Below are 16,420 nucleotides of genomic sequence, written 5' to 3' on the forward strand. Positions count from 1 at the left end.
GCTTGTCGGGAAAGGGGTTACGGCAGGTCCGGCGCCGCGCGCTTCTGCCGGACGAGGTCGACGAGGAGCCGGTCGCGCTGCGCCACCATGGCGTCGCGGTCGCGGCCCGCGAGGGCTTCTTCGAGGCCCCGGACGAGGGTCGCCTTGAGGTCGGGCGTCAGGCGCGGGTCGCCGAGATCGGCCCACATCGCCTCCATCAGGGGGCCCAGATGGTCGAGGGTGTGGGAGAGCCCCTTGGCCCCGCCCGACAGGTGGTTGAGCAGGCACGGCCCCATCAGGGCCCAGCGCAGGCCCGGGCCGTGGGCGATGGCGGCGTCGATGTCGGCCACCGTGGCGGCCCCCGTCCCGACGAGGTGGAACGCCTCGCGCCAGAGCGCCGCCTGGAGCCGGTTCGCGACGTGGCCGACGAGCTCGCGCCGCAGGCGGATCGGCCGCTTGCCGATGCGCTCGTAGAAGCCCATCGCGGCGGCGACCGCGCCCTCGTCGGTGTGTTCCCCGCCCAAGACCTCGACCAGCGGCACCAGATGGGGCGGGTTGAAGGGGTGGCCGAGCACCACCCGGCCGGGATGGCGGCAGGCGGCCTGGATCGCGCTCGGGGTGAGGCCGGAGGAACTCGTCGCCAGCACCACGTCGGGGGCCGCGGCCGCGTCGAGGCGCCGGTAGGTCTCGTGCTTGATCTCGAGGCGCTCGGGCCCGTTCTCCTGCACGAAATCCGCGGCGGCAGCGGCTTCTTCCGGCCCGGCCACGAAGGTCAGGCGCTCGGGCGAGGCACCGGGGCTAAGACCGATCTGTTCAAGCACATGCCAGTGCCGGGCGACCGTCTCGCGAAGAGCGGCTTCCGCGCCGGGGGCCGGATCGGTGGCGACGACATCGAGGCCGCAACTCAAGAACTGCGACACCCACGACGCCCCGATGACGCCGGTGCCGATCACCGCCACCCGCCCGATGGCCGTGCGATACGCGGAATCCGGGTCTCTCGCCCGTTCGCTCGCGTGGTTCATCGCGGCGCCCTCCCTGGTCGGGCCTCTGTCAGGGCTCGTCGCCCGATTGACCCGTTGAGATAGTTATATCACATTACAAATCAGGTTTGGCAATCCGGCGCGCAACGGCCGGAGCGAGAATCGGAGGAGCGCCGTATGGCGGAGGACCTGTCGGGCCTCGGCACCGAGTCACTGGTCGTCACCCGGCGGGACGCCGTGGCGATCGTCACCCTGAACCGCCCACACAAGCGCAACGCCCTCGACGACGGCATGGTGCTGGGGCTGGAGCGCATCGCCCGCGGCCTGCCCGACGACGTGCGGGCCTTGGTCATCGCCGCGGAGGGCCCGCATTTCTGCGCCGGGCTCGACCTCGCGGAGCTGACCGAGCGCGACGCCCCGGCCGGGATGCTGCATTCGCGGATGTGGCACCGGGCCTTCCACGAGATCGAGTTCGGCCGGGTGCCGGTGGTCGCGGCGCTCAAGGGCGCGGTGATCGGCGGCGGGCTCGAACTGGCGCTCTCGGCCCATCTGCGGGTCGCCGAGGCTTCCGCCTTCTATGCGCTCCCGGAGGGCCAGCGCGGGATCTTCGTCGGCGGCGGCGCCTCGGTGCGGCTGCCGCGGCTGATCGGCGTCTCGCGGATGCGCGACATGATGCTGACCGGCCGCGTCCACGATGCCGAGAGCGGCGAGCGGCTCGGCCTGTCGCACTACGTCACGCCGCCGGGCGAGGGGCTGGAACGGGCGATCGCGCTGGCCACCCGGGCGGCCGAGAACGCGCCGCTGACCAACTACGCCCTGATCCACGCCCTGCCGCGCATCGCCGAGGCTGACCCGGCGACGGGCTACCTGACCGAGGCGCTGATGACCGCGGTGGCGCAGAGCGATGCCGAGGCGAAGCGGCGGCTGGCGGAGTTCCTGGAAGGGCGGGCGAAGAAGGTGCGGGAGTAGTCCTGCTGGCCCGCAGCACGCCCTGAAACCCGCAAGGTCATTCCGGGGCCGCGAGAGCGGGGCCCGGAATCCAGACACTCGAGACATACGGGCGGGACGCATTCCGCTTCGTTCTGCATCACCCGCGGTTCTGGCTCCCAGGCTCCGCTCTCGCGGCCCCGGGATGACCCTGAGAAGTGGAAACGCAGCGGGTAACAAATAAAGCGCGGTTTCCCTCTCCAGGCGATGCCGGGCTTGCCCGGTATCGCTGCAAGATGTGTGAGAGGGGCTAGGGGTGAGGGTGGCTCGGCTTCCGCAATGACCCTGAACCGTCGAGCTGCCCAGCTTGCCGGTTTAAGTTTTATCCTGAACCGTCTCCACCCTCACCCCTACCCCTCTCCCACACGGGAGAGGGGATCCCGCGTCTTTTCTTTATTCGCAAAGACAAAGACTTCCGTAATTAATCCCAACATCCGGCACCAAGACCGGCCATCCCCGGAGGAAACCATGCCCCGTCGCCCCATCCGCCGGCTCGCCCCGGCGCTTGCCGCCCTCCTCTCCCTCTTCACCCCCGCCGCCGCCGCCGAGCGGCCGGTGAAGATCGGCATCCTCAACGACATGTCGGGGCCTTACGCCGACTACCAGGGCCAGGGCTCGGTCATCGCGGCGCAACTCGCCATCGAGGACTTCGCAGCCAAGGCCGGGCGGCCGGTCGAGCTGGTCTCCGCCGACCACCAGAACAAGACCGATATCGGCGCCTCGATCGCCCGGCGCTGGTTCGACCAGGACGGCGTCGACCTGATCGTCGACGTGCCGAACTCCGCCGTGGCGCTGGCCGTCGCGAACCTGGCGCGGGAGAAGAACAAGGTGTTCATCGGCTCGGGCGCCGGCACCGCCGAGCTCACCGGCAAGCAATGCTCGCCCAACACCGTGCACTGGACCTACGACACCTGGTCGCTCGGCCATGCCCTGGCGAAGGCGCTGGTGCAGCAGGGCGGCAAATCCTGGTACTTCCTCACCGCCGACTACACCTTCGGCAAGGACCTCGAAGGCTCGGCCGCCGAGGAGGTAAAGGCGATGGGCGGCAGCATGAAGGGCACGTCGCGCCATCCGCTCGGCACGTCCGATTTCTCGTCCTTCCTGCTCCAAGCACAAGCCTCGGGCGCCGACGTGATCGGGCTGGCCAATGCCGGCGACGACACCTCGAACGCCCTCAAGCAGGCGGCGGAATTCGGCATCGCCCCGGGCCAGCGCCTCGCCGGGCTGATCCTCAACATCACCAACATGCCGGCGCTCGGCCTCAAGGCGACGCAGGGCGTCTACATCGTCACGCCGTATTACTGGGACCTCAACGACGGCACCCGGGCCTTCGCGGCGCGCTATGCTGCCCGCCACCCGCGCCACGCCATGCCGAACGACATGCAGGCCGGGGTCTATTCGGCGGTGGAGCATTACCTGAAGAGCCTCGGCACCGTGAAGGACGCCGGCGACGGCCGAGCCGTCGTGGCCGCCATGAAGGCGATGCCGACCGACGATCCGATCTTCGGCCCCGGCCGCATCCGCGAGGACGGCCGCAAGCTCCACCCGATGTACCTGCTGACCACCAAGACCCCGGCCGAGAGCAAGGGCGGCTGGGACTATTTCAAGCCGGTCCGCACCGTGCCGGCGGAGGAGGCCTGGCGCCCGCTCTCCGAGGGCGGCTGCCCGCTGGTGAAGGGGTAGGGCGCATGGACAGCCATCGTTTCACCGAGCGTGCCGACGGCAGCCTGCTCGTCACCGCGACGGCGGCACTACCGCCCTACCCCGAGCGCCTGACCGCGCACCTGACCCGCCACGCCGCCGAGGCGCCGGAGAGACCGTTCCTGGTCCGGCGCGGGCCCGGCGGGGCGGTCGAGCCCTGACCTACGGGGCGGCGCGCGAGGCCGTCGAGCGGATCGCGGCGGCGTTGCTGACGCGCAACCTCTCGGCCGAGCGGCCGGTGATGATCCTGTCGGGCAACGGCTTCGAGCACGCGCTGCTGTCGCTCGCGGCGCTCCATGTCGGCATCGCGGTGGCGCCGGTCTCGCCGGCCTATTCCACCGTGTCGCAGGACCATGCCCGCCTGCGGGCGATCGTGGAACTGCTCACCCCCGGCCTCGTCTTCGCGGCGGAGGGGGCGACGTATGCCCCCGCCATCGCGGCGGCGGTCCCGGCGGGCACCGAGGTGGTGATCGGCGATGGTACGGCGATCGGTCGGCCCGCGACGCCGTTCGCGGACCTGATGCAGGCCCAACATCCCGATTCCGTGGCCGCCACCCACGCGGCGGTGACGCCGGAGACGGTGGCGAAGCTCCTGTTCACCTCCGGCTCAACCGGCGTGCCGAAGGCGGTGGTGAACACCCACCGGATGCTGTGTGCCAACCAGGCGATGCTCCAGGCGCGCTTCCCGGCGCTCGCCGCCGCGCCGCCGGTGATGGTCGACTGGCTGCCCTGGCACCACACCTTCGGGGGCAACCACAACTTCAACCTGGTGCTGGCGAATGGCGGCACCCTCCATATCGACGAGGGAAGGCCGACACCCGGCGGCATCCGGGAGACCGTGCGGCTTCTGCGGGAGGTGGCCCCCACCCTCTACCTCACGGTGCCGAAGGGCTTCGAGGCGCTGGTGCCGCACCTGCGCGACGACGAGGCGTTGCGGAAGAATTTCTTCAGCCGGCTCCAGGTCACCTTCTTCGCCGCCGCCGGACTGCCGCAGCCGGTCTGGGACGCCATCGACGACCTCGCCCGGCGGACCATCGGCCGGACGGTGCCGATGGTGACGGGGTTGGGCGCCACCGAGACCGCGCCGCTCGCCCTCGTCACCGACGACCGCCCGGCGCGGGCCGGCCAGGTCGGCCTGCCGGCGCCGGGGGTCGAATTGAAGGTCGCGCCCGTCGGCGCCAAGCGCGAGGCGCGGGTGCGCGGGCCCAACGTCACCCCCGGCTACTGGCGCCGCCCGGACCTGACCGCGTCGGCCTTCGACGAGGAGGGGTTCTACCGTCTCGGCGACGCCCTGGTGCCGGTCGATCCCGCCGACCGCCACCGCGGCTTCGTCTTCGACGGGCGCCTCAACGAGGATTTCAAGCTCACCACCGGGGTCTGGGTCAGCGTCGGCCCCCTGCGGGCCGCCTTCCTCGACGCGTTCCAGCCGCTGGTGCGCGACGTCGCCATCACGGGCGAGGCCCGGGACGAGGTCGCCGCCCTGGTCTTCCCGGACATCGCCGCCTGCCGGGCGCTCTGCGGGGAGACTTGCTCCGGGGAGACTTGCGACGACGAGGCGGTCCTCGCCCATCCGGCGCTCCGGCGCGACTTCGCCCGGCGGCTGGCCGCCTTCGCCGGCAAGGCGACCGGCTCGTCGAACCGCATCGCCCGGCTGCTGCTGCTGCCCGAGCCGCCGGCCCTCGATCGCGACGAGGTGACCGACAAGGGCTCGATCAACCAGCGCGGCGTGCTGCGCAACCGGGCCGACGCGGTCGCCCGCCTCTACGCCGCGCCGCTCACCCCCGACATCATCCTGCCGGAGACCGCATGACCTCAGCCCAAGAGCCGACCGCCGACCACGAGGGCTTCACCCACAGCCGCACGCTGACGGTGGAATGGGGCCATTGCGACCCCGCCGGCATCGTGTTCAACCCGCGCTTCTTCGACTTCTTCGACTGGTCGACGGCGATGCTGTGCGAGGCCGCGACCGGGCTGCCGAAGGCCGGGATGCTGGCGCGCTACGATCTCCTCGGCATCCCGCTGGTCGAGACCGGGGCGCGCTTCCTCAAGCCCTCGCGCTACGGCGACCGGGTCGAGATCGTCTCGACGGTGGTGGATGTCGGGAGATCGAGCTTCGCCGTGCGCCACCGCCTGCTCAATGCCGGGGACCTCGCCGTCGAGGGCCGCGAGCGCCGGGTCTGGGCCGGCTGCCACCCCGACGACCCGTCCCGGATGAAAGCGGCACCGATCCCGGAGGATCTGGTCAGGCGCTTCCGGGGGAGTGACCCTCACTCGGTCTCCTCCGCCACCTCGTCACCCGCCACCTCCCGCGCGCCCTGCTCCAGCCGGCGCAGCAGGCCGAGGAGCGCGCTCCGTTCCTGCGGGTTCAGGAAGGCGGCGATGCGCTCCTCGTGGGCGGCCTCGCGGCGGTGCAGCTCGGCCATCAGGGCCTCGCCGGCCTCCGTGAGGAAGAGGGATTGCGAGCGGCGGTCGGTCGGGTCGGGCTCGCGACGCACCAGGGCGCGAGCCTCCAGCTCGTCGAGGAGCGGGCCGATATTGGCCCGCTTGATGCCGATCGCCGCGCCGACCTGGCTCGGTCGCAGGCCGGGGCTGCCCTCGATCACCGTCAGCACCCCGAGCTGGCTCTGGCGCACGTCGAGATCGGCGAACAGCTCGACGAAGCTGCGCGACACCGCGACCTGCGCCCGCCGCAGGGTGTAGCCGATCAGGCCTTCGAGGCGGGCGAGGCCCGGGGAATCATCGCTCGGCAACGCTGGACGGGCTCTCGTTCGACCGTGGAACTGCCCCGCCACCTGCCCGCGATCGGGCCCGGGCGCAAGCCGGGAGGCCGCGCCCGGGGTTCCGGGATCAGCCCGCGGCGGCCTCCCGGTCCCACGCGGCCTCGACCTCGAGCGACTGCCTGTCCCGCTTGCAGGTGGCGAGCGCGGCGTCGCGGCCCTCCTCGCGGTAGGTCACGGCGAAATCGCCCTTGGCGACGTCGCCCTCCACCCGGACATCCTCCGCCGAGCCGGCATGGCCGACATAGCGCAGGCTGGTGCCGTAATGGCCGCTCCAGAAGAACGGCGTCTCGGTAAACGGCGCCGTCTCGCCGAGGATCACGCGGGCGACGTGCTGGCCCTGGCGCTGGGCGTGGACCCAATGCTCGACCCGCAGGCGCCGGCCGCTCCTCGGATCCGGATAGGCCGCGACGTCGCCGATGGCGTAGATCCCGGGCGCCGAGGTGGCGAGATGGCCGTCGACCGCGATGCCGCCGCCCTCGTCCTTGCCCGCCCGCGCCAGGCCGGCGGCCTCGGCGAGGTCGATGCGCGGCGCCACGCCGGTGCCGAGCACCACGAGGTCGGCCTCGATCCGGCTGCCGTCGTCGAGGGAGAGCGCCGTCCCGTCGAAACCCGTCACCTTGCGGCCGAGGCGGAAGGCCACGCCCTTCTCCGCATGCAGGCCCTGGACGAAGCGGCCGACCGCCTCGCCGAGAATCGTCTTCAGCGGGATCGTCTCGGGCGCCACCACCGTCACCGCCTTCTCGCGGGCGATCATCGCGGCGGCGACCTCGAGGCCGATGAAGCTCGCGCCCACCACCGCGACCGAGCGGGCCGTCCCGGCCGCCGCGATCAGGGCGTCGGCGTCGGCGAGACTGCGCAGGGTGTGGACGTTCGGACGCTCGAAGCCCGGCACGTCCGGCCGGAGCGGCGCCGCGCCCGTCGCGAGCACCAGGGCGTCGTAGGCCAGCCGCTCGCCGCCCGCGGTCACGATCTCCTCGGCCCCGAGATCGATGGAGACCACCCGGTCGCTCAGGTAGCGCGGGCCGTCGCCGCCGTAGAAGCCTTCCGCGGCAAGCCGCGTCTTCCCGCGCGGCGCCTTGCCGGAGAGATATTGCTTCGAGCAGAAGGTGCGGTCGTAGGGCGGATCGGGATCGTCGCTCACCAGGGTGACGGCGGCGCCGTGGCCGGCCCGGGCCAGCCACTCGGCGCAGGCATGTCCCCCGGCCCCGCCGCCGACGATGACCACCTTGCCGGGGGCCTTCACCCCCTTGCCGGGGGATTTCGCCGCGGCCTCGCGCCGTCCGGTCACGGTGATGCGGCCGTCGCGCTCATCGGCGCGGTAGCAGGGCAGCGGGTCGAAGGCCGGGGCGCCGACCGCCTCGCCGGTCTCCAGGCTGAAGCGGGCATGGTGCCAGGGGCAGCGGATCTCGCCCTCCGCCACGATGCCCTTGGCGAGCGGAGCCCCGAGATGGGTGCAGCGGGCGCCGATCGCCGTCACCACGCCGTCGCGGCGCAGGAGCAGCACCTTGTCCTCGCCGAGGGTTCCCTCGACCATCGCCCCCTCGGGCAGGTCGCCCGACGGGATTCCCCGCGCGAAATCCGGCTTGTCCTGCTTGTCCTGTGTCTCGGCCATGGCCCGCCCTCTTGCGTCGGTCGCTGCATCGTCGGCAGGCAACGCGCGGGTGCCGTAACGGTGCCTTCAGCCGATTCCGTCGATATCGAGCAGCAGGCGCTTCGGGCCGCGCAGGGAGGCGCCGGGCCGGTAGGGCGGCGGGTCCTCGGCGAGGCGCGGTCCGCTGAGCCGGGCGGTCAGCGCCGTCAGGGCGGCCTCGGCCTCGATCCGGGCGAGCGGCGCGCCGATGCAGTAGTGCAGGGCGCCGCCGAAGCCGAAATGCTGGTTGTCGGCCCGGTCCGGATCGAACCGCTCGGGGTCGGGGAAGCGGGCCGGATCGCGGTTGGCGGCGGCAAACAGCAGCACCAGCGGCGCACCCGAAGGGATCACCGTGCCGGCGATCGGGATCGGCGCCCGCGCGATCCGGGTGCGGAAATGCACCGGCGGCTCGTAGCGCACCAGTTCCTCGATCACCCGCGGCGCCCGCTCCGGGTCGGCGCGCAGGCGCGCCAGTTCGTCGGGATGGCGCAGCAGCGTCAGCATCCCGTTGGCGATCAGGTTCACGGTGGTCTCGTGCCCGGCGATCAGCAGCAGGATCGCGGTGGCGATCAGGTCGGGGTCGCTCATCCGCCCGGCCTGCGGGTCCTTGGCGGTGGCGAGCCCCGACAGCATGTCGTCGGCCGGCGACCGGCGCTTCTCGCGGATCAGGTCGCGCATGTAGTCGGCGATGGCGTCGAAGGTCTCGGTGTTGCGGGCGCGCAAGTCGGGGTCGTTGCGGCTCTCGGGCTCGAGCGCCGTGGCGAGCTGCGTCGCCCAGGCATGGAAGCGCGGCTCGTCCTCCCGCGGCACGCCGAGGAGTTCGCAGATCACCGTGACGGGCAACGGATAGGCGAGGTCGTCGACGAGGTCGAACCGGCGGGAGCCGGCGCAACGGTCGAGGCACTGCGCCACCAGGGCCTCCGTGCGCCGCTTCATGCCCCGCACCCGCGCCACCGTGAACTGCGCCATCACCTGGCGGCGCAGCAGGCCGTGGTCGGGGGGATCGCGGAAGATGAATGGGCGGTGGCGGTCGGTGATCCAGTCCTTCAGCGGGTTGACGATCCAGTCCTTGACCGGGTTGCCGGTGGCCGGATGCTCGGCCGGCGGCAGGTCCTCCGAGCTGACCCGCGGATCGGCGAGGAGGGCGCGGATCGCCGCGTAGCCGCTCGCCACGAAGGTCCCGTCGTCCTGGCGCGCCACCGGATGGGCGCGCAGGCGGGCATAGAGCGGGTACGGGTCGGCGCGGTGGGCGGGATCGCGGACCCGCGCGAACAGGGTGCCGTCGGGAGCGTCGGTCATCGATGAACCTTCGGAGATCAGGCGGCCTCGCGCGCCGGCAGGCCCGGCGGCACCGGATCCGGGTCCGGCTGGTCGGCGCCGCCGGTGATCGGCGGGAAGGGGGCGCCGTCCCGGATCGGGCCCTCGTAGGCCGGCAGCCAGCGCCCGGCATCGACCGAGACCGCCGCGATCGTCCGCCCGGCCCGGCCATAGACCGCCAGGAACCGGCCGGCCCGCGGGCTGCCCTGCACGATCGCCACCGCGTCGGCACCCTCGGTGAGGCCCAGCGACTTGATGTTGAGCCCGAACTGGCTCGACCAGAAAGCCGGCAGCTCGGCGTAAGCGCCGGCCGCCTCCGGCCCGTCGAGCATCGCCCGGGCGGCGTGCGCGGCCTGCGCGACGGCGTTGCCCCAATGCTCCAGGGCGACCGGGCGGCCGCCGTCGAGCCAGTAGGGAACGCGCGCCACGTCGCCGGCGGCGAAGATGTCCGGAACCGGTCGGCCCGCCTCGTCGAGGGCGCGGCAGGCGGAATCGCAGGACAGACCGCCCTCGTCGGCCTGCAAGCCGGAGCCGGCGAGCCAGTCGGTGTTGCGCACGGCGCCCAAGGCCACCACGACGCAATCGGCCTCGATCGTCGCGCCGTCGTCGAGCCGGGCGCCCCGTACTGCACCGTCACCTTCGAGATGCGTCACCTGCGTGCCGAGACGCAGATCGACCCCCGCCACCTCCATCCGCCCGGCCATGAAGCCGCCGACGACACCCCCGAGCGCCTGGGCGAGGGGGGATTGCGCCGGATCGACCACCGTGACCGGCAGCCCGAGGGCGAGGATGCTGGACGCCACCTCGCAGCCGATGAAGCCGGCGCCGAGGATCAGCACCCGCTTGCGCACGGTCGCGAGCGTCGTCGCCAGGGACGCCGCGTCGTCCCGGCTCCGCAGGGTGTGGACGCCGGCGAGCCGCGCCTCCCCGGGCTTCGGCCAGGGCCGGGCGCGGGCGCCGGTGGCGATCAGCAGGCGGTCGAAGGGAATCCGCGCGCCATCCGCCAGGACGAGGGCCCGGCCGGCCCGGTCGAGGCCGCGCGCCGCCACGCCGAGGCGCCACTCGGCCTCCACGGTGCCGACGCCCGGCAGGGTGGTGGCGTCGGGCGCGATCTCGCCGGTGAGGACGTGCTTCGACAGGGGAGGGCGGTCGTAGGGGAGGTGGGGCTCGTCGCCGACGAGGATCAGGCGTCCGGCAAATCCGTTCGCCCGCAGGGCCTCCGCCCCGCGCAGAGCCGCGAGCGACGCGCCGGCGACGACGATCGTCCCGTCCCTCACGCCGCGCGCTCCGCCGGGGCGGGATCGTGCTCGACCCGGATGGCGCGGACCGGGCAGGCCTGCACCGCCCGGTCGATCGCCGCGCGCTCCGAGGCGGGCGGCCTCGGGTCGTAGACCAGGATCTCGTCGCCCTGCAGCACGAAGCGGCCCGGCGCCGCGTAGCAGCACTGGGCATAGGCCTGGCAGCGATTCAGGTCGACGACGACGCGCATCCAGGACTCCCCCGTACGATTCCCCGCTATCCGGCGGGAGAACCGCTGCGGCACGGCCCGGTTCCGGCCGCGGCACCAGGGATCGGGCAGCATGGCGATCGATCCCGCAGGCGCTTGTTAGGTCGATCGACCTCTTGCCGGGGATTTGCGGTTTTTATCAACAGATAATCCTTGCCTTCTTGGGTATCGCGAACTTAAGGATAGGAAGCCGATTTTCAGTGATTCTCAGGGCGTTCCGGGATGGAAGAGACAGCCAACACTCACGAACAGATCGTCACGTTGACGGCTGACATCATCTCCGCCTATGTCAGCAGCAACCATCTGCAGAGCGCCGAGCTGCCGAAGCTGATCTCCGATGTCTACGGTGCGCTGAACGAGATGGCACGGGGGGCAAAGGCCGCCCCCGAGCCGGTTCATCCTAAGGCGACGCCCGGCGAGATCCGCCGCTCGATCTCCAACGACTTCCTGATCAGCTTCGAGGACGGCAAGTCCTACAAGACCCTGCGGCGCCACCTGACCTTGCGGGGCCTGACCCCCGAGGCCTATCGCCAGAAATGGGGCCTGCCGCACGACTACCCGATGACCTCGGCGAGCTACTCCGAGCAGCGCTCCGAGCTGGCCCGCTCGCTCGGCCTCGGCCAGCAGCGCCGCCGCTCCGTGCGGAGCGAGCAGGAGGAGGGGACCGAGGAGGCCGAGTCCTTCGCTCCCGAAACGGTGGCCGAGCCGGCTGCCGCGCCCGAGGCCGAGGCGCCCCGAGCGAGGGCAAGCCCCGCCGCGGCCGCCGCGGCGCTTGAGACCAGGATCGTCCCGCCGTCCCGCGGGCGGTGGAGCCGTCTGGAATAAAACCTCGGAGGATCGGGCGCTCGGATCGTCTGTCCCGGGCGGACGGGCCGTCCGGGGAAAAGAAGTGGCGCGTGAGGGTGGCTCGACTTCAGGATAAACCGTCGAGCTGCGCAGCTTGGCGCTCTGCGATTCACACTGAACCCGGACCACCCTATGCGATCTTCGATCGCCCCTACCCCTCTGCCATTCGGGAGAGGGGCTGTCCGGGGAAAATCCCTTTGAAAATCAAGCGCGGGATCCCCTCTCCCGAGTGGGAGAGGGGTAGGGGTGAGGGTGTGACGCCTCCGCATGAAGCAGAGACCATCGTGCTGCCAGCGGGACGGCTCAGTCTTCTTGCGGCACCGTCGCCACCCTCACGCGGGATCTTCGATCCCCCGACCCCTCTCCCACACGGGAGAGGGGAGATGCGCCACGATTTTCCCCGGACAGCCCTACACTCGGGAAAGGGAGACCGCCTCGTCTCGTTACGACATCGGCCGGGCCGACACCGCACGGCGCGCGATGCGCGCCCCGGCCGAATGCCCATCCGCCCGGGCTCTCACGCCAACCGTCGTCGCGCCTCACCCGCCCGCACCCGCGACGGCCAGGGCCTCGAAGGCACGGGCCACCGCGACCGCGCCCGGATCCTCGACCCCGTCGAGATCGGCGGCGGCGAGGTAGCTCGACCGGCCGGTGCCGGCCCGGGTCATCCGGGCGGTGGCGGCGGCTCCCGCTTCCGCGGCCTGCGCCGCCGCCGTCACGCCGCCCGCGGGCAGGGCCGCGAGGGCCGGCACCAGGGCATCGAGCAGGGTGCGGTCCCCGGGTTTCGCCCCGCCATGGGCCTGGAGCCGGTCCGCTCCCCGCGTCAGGGCCTCCGGCCAGCCCAGCCCGTCGGCGAGGCCGGAACCGGCGGCAGCAAAGAAGATCGACATCAGCACCCCGCTCGATCCGCCGGCCACCCGGGCGAGGCGGTCGGAAAGGGCGCGGCACAGGGCGGCGGGATCGGCCTGGGGCAGCCGGTCGAGATCGGCGATCACCGCCCGGGCCGCCGCCGCGAAGGTGGTGCCGGTGTCGCCGTCCCCGACCCGCGCATCGAGGGCGTTGAGATCCGCCTCCGCCCCGATCAGGGCGCGGCAGACCGCCGTGATCGCCCCTGCCACGGCGGGATCGTGCGAGGGGAAGGCACCCGAATCCGCCTGCGCGAGACGATCGGGCAGGGGGCGGAGCGCCGGCGGCGCCACCGGCACCGCCCGCGGCCAGGCCGGGACCTCGGTCGCGGCTGTCAGCGCGGTGTCCGTCGCGGCGTCGAGGGGCATGACCGAGAGCGAGACGCCGTGCATGTCGAGGGCCGTCATCGCGGCGGCCGGCCCGAGGAGCAGGCGCACCCGGCGGCCCAGCGGCGTCGCCAGCACCGCGCCCGTCAGCACCTGCATCTCCAGGGCCGTGGTGCCGCCGAGATCGTTGACCAGGAGGGCGAGCGGCCCGTCGCCCGGGACGGCTTCCCCGAGGCGCTCCGTCATCAGGCGGGCGAGGTCGGCGGCCGGCGGCAGGGCGATGCGCTCGATGCCGGGCTCGCCGTGGATGCCGAGACCGAGTTCGGCCTGGCCCGGCGCGAGGCGGGATTCCGCCGTCCCACCCGGCATCGTGCAGCCCGAGACCGCGAGGCCGAGGGACCTGACCGCCGCGGCGGCGGCGCGGGCGGCCGCCGCGACCTCGGCGAGCGGACGCCCGGTTTGCGCGGCATGGCCCGCCACCTTGTGGACCAGGAGCGTGCCGGCGATGCCCCGCGGTTGGGCGGCGCCCGGGATCGCCACGTCGTCGGCGACCGTGACGGTCTCGACCGCGAGGCCCAGCGCCCGGGCGCGCTCGGCGGCGAGCCCGAAATTCAGCCGGTCGCCGGCATAGTTCTTGATGATGACGAGGCAGCCCGCCGGCCCGGTCACCGCCAGGATCCCGGCCAGCACCGCGTCGACGGAGGGCGAGGCGAAGACGTCGCCGCACACCGCCGCGGTGAGGAGGCCGGGCCCGACGAAGCCCGCATGGGCCGGCTCGTGGCCCGAGCCGCCGCCTGAGACGACCGCGACGCGGTCGGCCGGCCAGTCGGCCCGCAGCACGACCCGGATCGCCGGGTCGCCGTCGAGGCGGGCGAGCCGGCCGCCGCTGCCCGCGACGAGACCGTCCACCGCCTCCATGACAAGGGCGGCGCGGTCGTTGATGAAATGGGCCATCTGTCCTCCCCTCGTGGCCTGGATCGCGGCTCGACCGGACGCGACGCGGCGTTTGCCGCCGATCCTGCCAAAAGCGCCGGCCTCCCGCCATGGCGACGGGCCGGCACCGGACGACTTTGCCGAATCGGCCGCTTCGGGCGATAAGGCCGAGGTGCGTCCGGGCCGTCCGGCGCCGGATGCCGCCCGAACGAACCGAGTGTCGAGACCGGCTGTGACGTCGAGCGGCGTGAAGCCCGACCTGACCCAGGTGACCGCCGCCACGCCGATGAGTGATCCCCTCCCGTTCCTGGCCGGCGGCGGCCGCGCGGCCGCGATGATCCGCGCGCGCGACTGGTCGCGCCATCCGCTCGGGCTACCCGAGACCTGGCCCGAGGCCCTGCGCACGGCGCTGTCCCTGGTGCTGAACTCGCCCGAGAGCATGATCCTGGCCTGGGGGCCGGACCTGCACTTCTTCTTCAACGAGACGTATTTCCCGCTGCTCGGCCCCCGGCTCGACTGGGCGATGGGCGAGCGCTTCGACCGGGTCTGGGCCGATGGCTGGGAGCAGGCCAAGCCGATCATCGCGGACGCCTTCGCCGGGCGCAGCCGGCGCTTCGTCGACCTGCCGTGGACGCTCGACACCGACCGGGGCGAGGCCGAGACCTGGTGGACCTTCTCCTATTCTCGGGTCCTCGACGGCGAGGGCCGCGTCGCCGGCCTGTTCATCCTCACCAACGAGACCACCGCCCAGGTGACCGCGACCCGGCGCCTGCGCGAGAGCGAGGCGATCGCCCGGGAGAACATCGAGCGGGTCCAGCTGGCGCTGGCGGCCGGCGCGATCATCGGCACCTGGCTCTGGGACCTGCCGAACGACCGCTTCACCGTCGACGAGGCCTTCGCCCGCAGCTTCGGCCTCGATCCGCATCTGGGCCGCGAGGGATTGAGCCTGGAGCAGGTGATCGAGACCGTGCATCCGGACGACCGGGCCGGTGTGGTGGCGGCGATCGACGCGGTGGTGATCCGCGGCGGCGCCTTCGCCCACCAGTACCGGACCCGGCGCGCCGACGGGCAGTATTACTGGCTCGAGGCGAACGGACGGGTCGACCACGCCCCGGACGGCACGCCGCTGAGCTTTCCCGGCGTCCTCATCGACGTGAACGAGCGCCGCGCCGTCGAGGCGGAGCGCGACCGCGCCACCACGATGCTGCGGGCGCTCACCGAGACCCTGGAGCAGCGGGTCGCCGCGCGCAGCGCCGAGCTGATGCGGGCCGAGGAGGCTTTGCGCCAGTCGCAGAAGATGGAGGCGGTGGGCCAGCTCACCGGGGGTCTGGCCCACGACTTCAACAACCTGCTCGCCGGCATCTCGGGCGCGCTCGAACTGATGCAGACCCGCATCGGCCAGGGCCGGCTCGGCGAGGTCGACCGCTACATGGCGGCGGCGCAAGGGGCCGCGAGGCGCGCCGCGGCGCTGACCCACCGGCTGCTCGCCTTCTCGCGCCGCCAGACGCTCGATCCCCGCCCGACCGACGTCAACCAGCTCGTGGCCGGCATGGAGGAGCTGATCAGGCGCAGTGTCGGCCCGGAAATCGAGATCGCGGTCGACGGCGCCCCGGACCTGTGGACCGTGCTGGTCGATCCGCCGCAGCTCGAGAACGCCCTCCTCAACCTCTGCCTCAACGCCCGCGACGCGATGCCGGATGGCGGCCGCATCGCGATCGGGACCGCGAACCTCCACCTCGACGCGGCGGCGGCCGGCCCGCACGGCATCCCGCCCGGCGACTACCTGTCGCTTTGCGTGACCGATACCGGGACCGGGATGAGCCCGGAGGTGATCGCCCGGGTGTTCGAGCCGTTCTTCACCACGAAGCCGATCGGCCAGGGCACGGGCCTCGGCCTGTCGATGATCTACGGCTTCACCCAGCAATCCGGCGGCCAGGTGCGGATCGAGTCGGAGCCCGGCCGCGGCACCCGGGTCTGCCTCGTCCTGCCGCGCCACCACGGCACCGCCGAGGCGCAAGGCCCGCAGGCGGCCCCAGCGGAAGCGCCCCGGGCCGAGCGGGGCGAGACGGTGCTGGTGGTCGACGACGAGCCGACCGTGCGGATGCTGGTGACCGAGGTGCTGGGGGATCTCGGCTACAGGGCGATCGAGGCGGCCGACGGCGCGGCCGGCCTCGCGGTGCTGCAATCGGGCGCGCGCATCGATCTCGTCGTCACCGATGTCGGCCTGCCCGGCGGCATGAACGGGCGCCAGATGGCCGATGCGGCCCGGGTGCGGCGGCCGGGCCTGAAGGTGCTGTTCATCACCGGCTATGCCGAGAGCGCGGCGCTCGGCACCGGCCGGCTCGAGCCCGGCATGCAGGTGCTGACCAAGCCCTTCGGGGTCGAGGCCCTGGGCTTGCGCATCCGCGAGATGCTCGCCCTCCCATGACGCCATCCCTGCGACGCTCGGTCGCGGGATTAGCAAGTATTACGCTACGTTAAGAACGACCTGTTTCAAGGGGGAGGAACGCCCACGATCGTTTGGGACA

At 72.5% G+C, this 16,420-nt stretch carries 13 protein-coding genes and 1 pseudogene; 7 read left to right on the forward strand and 7 right to left on the reverse strand.

Features of this window, described 5'->3' with window-relative positions; all coding sequences use genetic code 11:
• Window positions 1-17: 17 nt before the first annotated feature.
• Window positions 18-1,001 carry a 3-hydroxyacyl-CoA dehydrogenase NAD-binding domain-containing protein gene (locus F1D61_RS18450; protein ID WP_203153112.1) on the reverse strand — a complete coding sequence of 328 codons (984 nt, stop codon included), beginning with the start codon at window positions 999-1,001 and terminating at the stop codon, window positions 18-20.
• Window positions 1,002-1,136: 135 nt separating this feature from the next.
• Between F1D61_RS18450 and F1D61_RS18455 the strand changes: the two genes are divergently transcribed.
• The 5 genes and pseudogenes from F1D61_RS18455 to F1D61_RS18475 form a co-directional block, all read left to right on the forward strand.
• The gene (locus F1D61_RS18455; RefSeq protein WP_203153113.1) at window positions 1,137-1,928 is read left to right on the forward strand and encodes a crotonase/enoyl-CoA hydratase family protein; all 792 of its coding nucleotides are present in this window, start codon (window positions 1,137-1,139) and stop codon (window positions 1,926-1,928) included.
• A 486-nt stretch (window positions 1,929-2,414) separates the two neighbouring features.
• Window positions 2,415-3,629 (forward strand): ABC transporter substrate-binding protein, encoded by a 1,215-nt coding sequence (locus tag F1D61_RS18460; RefSeq protein ID WP_203153114.1) that lies wholly within the window; start codon window positions 2,415-2,417, stop codon window positions 3,627-3,629.
• 5 nt (window positions 3,630-3,634) lie between these two features.
• Entirely contained in the window at window positions 3,635-3,808 is a 174-nt protein-coding gene (locus F1D61_RS18465; protein ID WP_203153115.1) for a hypothetical protein, read from the forward strand.
• Between the two features lie 44 nt (window positions 3,809-3,852).
• Entirely contained in the window at window positions 3,853-5,457 is a 1,605-nt protein-coding gene (locus tag F1D61_RS18470; RefSeq protein WP_246775401.1) for a feruloyl-CoA synthase, read from the forward strand.
• Window positions 5,454-5,888: pseudogene (locus F1D61_RS18475) on the forward strand (acyl-CoA thioesterase); the annotation flags it as partial. The gene F1D61_RS18470 and the pseudogene F1D61_RS18475, both read left to right, overlap by 4 nt.
• A gap of 26 nt (window positions 5,889-5,914) precedes the next feature.
• Here F1D61_RS18475 and F1D61_RS18480 read toward each other — a convergent pair.
• The 5 genes from F1D61_RS18480 to F1D61_RS18500 all read right to left on the reverse strand — a co-directional run bounded on the left by F1D61_RS18480 (window position 5,915) and on the right by F1D61_RS18500 (window position 10,863).
• Window positions 5,915-6,397: a MarR family winged helix-turn-helix transcriptional regulator gene (locus F1D61_RS18480; protein ID WP_203153116.1), complete on the reverse strand. Its 483-nt coding sequence runs from the start codon at window positions 6,395-6,397 to the stop codon at window positions 5,915-5,917.
• A gap of 97 nt (window positions 6,398-6,494) precedes the next feature.
• Window positions 6,495-8,039, reverse strand: coding sequence for an apoptosis inducing factor family protein (locus tag F1D61_RS18485; RefSeq protein WP_203153117.1), 1,545 nt, complete (start codon window positions 8,037-8,039; stop codon window positions 6,495-6,497).
• 66 nt (window positions 8,040-8,105) lie between these two features.
• Window positions 8,106-9,356: a cytochrome P450 gene (locus F1D61_RS18490; RefSeq protein WP_203153118.1), complete on the reverse strand. Its 1,251-nt coding sequence runs from the start codon at window positions 9,354-9,356 to the stop codon at window positions 8,106-8,108.
• Between the two features lie 17 nt (window positions 9,357-9,373).
• Window positions 9,374-10,651, reverse strand: coding sequence for an NAD(P)/FAD-dependent oxidoreductase (locus F1D61_RS18495; protein WP_203153119.1), 1,278 nt, complete (start codon window positions 10,649-10,651; stop codon window positions 9,374-9,376).
• A complete protein-coding gene (locus F1D61_RS18500; RefSeq protein ID WP_203153120.1) occupies window positions 10,648-10,863 on the reverse strand; it encodes a ferredoxin in 216 nt (71 codons plus the stop codon). The genes F1D61_RS18495 and F1D61_RS18500 overlap by 4 nt, the downstream gene beginning before the upstream one ends.
• Window positions 10,864-11,103: 240 nt before the next feature.
• Between F1D61_RS18500 and F1D61_RS18505 the strand changes: the two genes are divergently transcribed.
• Window positions 11,104-11,706 carry a MucR family transcriptional regulator gene (locus F1D61_RS18505; protein WP_203153121.1) on the forward strand — a complete coding sequence of 201 codons (603 nt, stop codon included), beginning with the start codon at window positions 11,104-11,106 and terminating at the stop codon, window positions 11,704-11,706.
• A 560-nt stretch (window positions 11,707-12,266) separates the two neighbouring features.
• Here F1D61_RS18505 and F1D61_RS18510 read toward each other — a convergent pair.
• Window positions 12,267-13,913: a dihydroxyacetone kinase subunit DhaK gene (locus F1D61_RS18510; protein WP_203153122.1), complete on the reverse strand. Its 1,647-nt coding sequence runs from the start codon at window positions 13,911-13,913 to the stop codon at window positions 12,267-12,269.
• 265 nt (window positions 13,914-14,178) lie between these two features.
• Between F1D61_RS18510 and F1D61_RS18515 the strand changes: the two genes are divergently transcribed.
• Window positions 14,179-16,320, forward strand: coding sequence for a hybrid sensor histidine kinase/response regulator (locus F1D61_RS18515; RefSeq protein WP_203159142.1), 2,142 nt, complete (start codon window positions 14,179-14,181; stop codon window positions 16,318-16,320).
• Window positions 16,321-16,420 lie beyond the last annotated feature (100 nt).

The sequence above is a fragment of the Methylobacterium aquaticum genome, from assembly GCF_016804325.1.
Lineage (GTDB): Bacteria > Pseudomonadota > Alphaproteobacteria > Rhizobiales > Beijerinckiaceae > Methylobacterium > Methylobacterium aquaticum_C.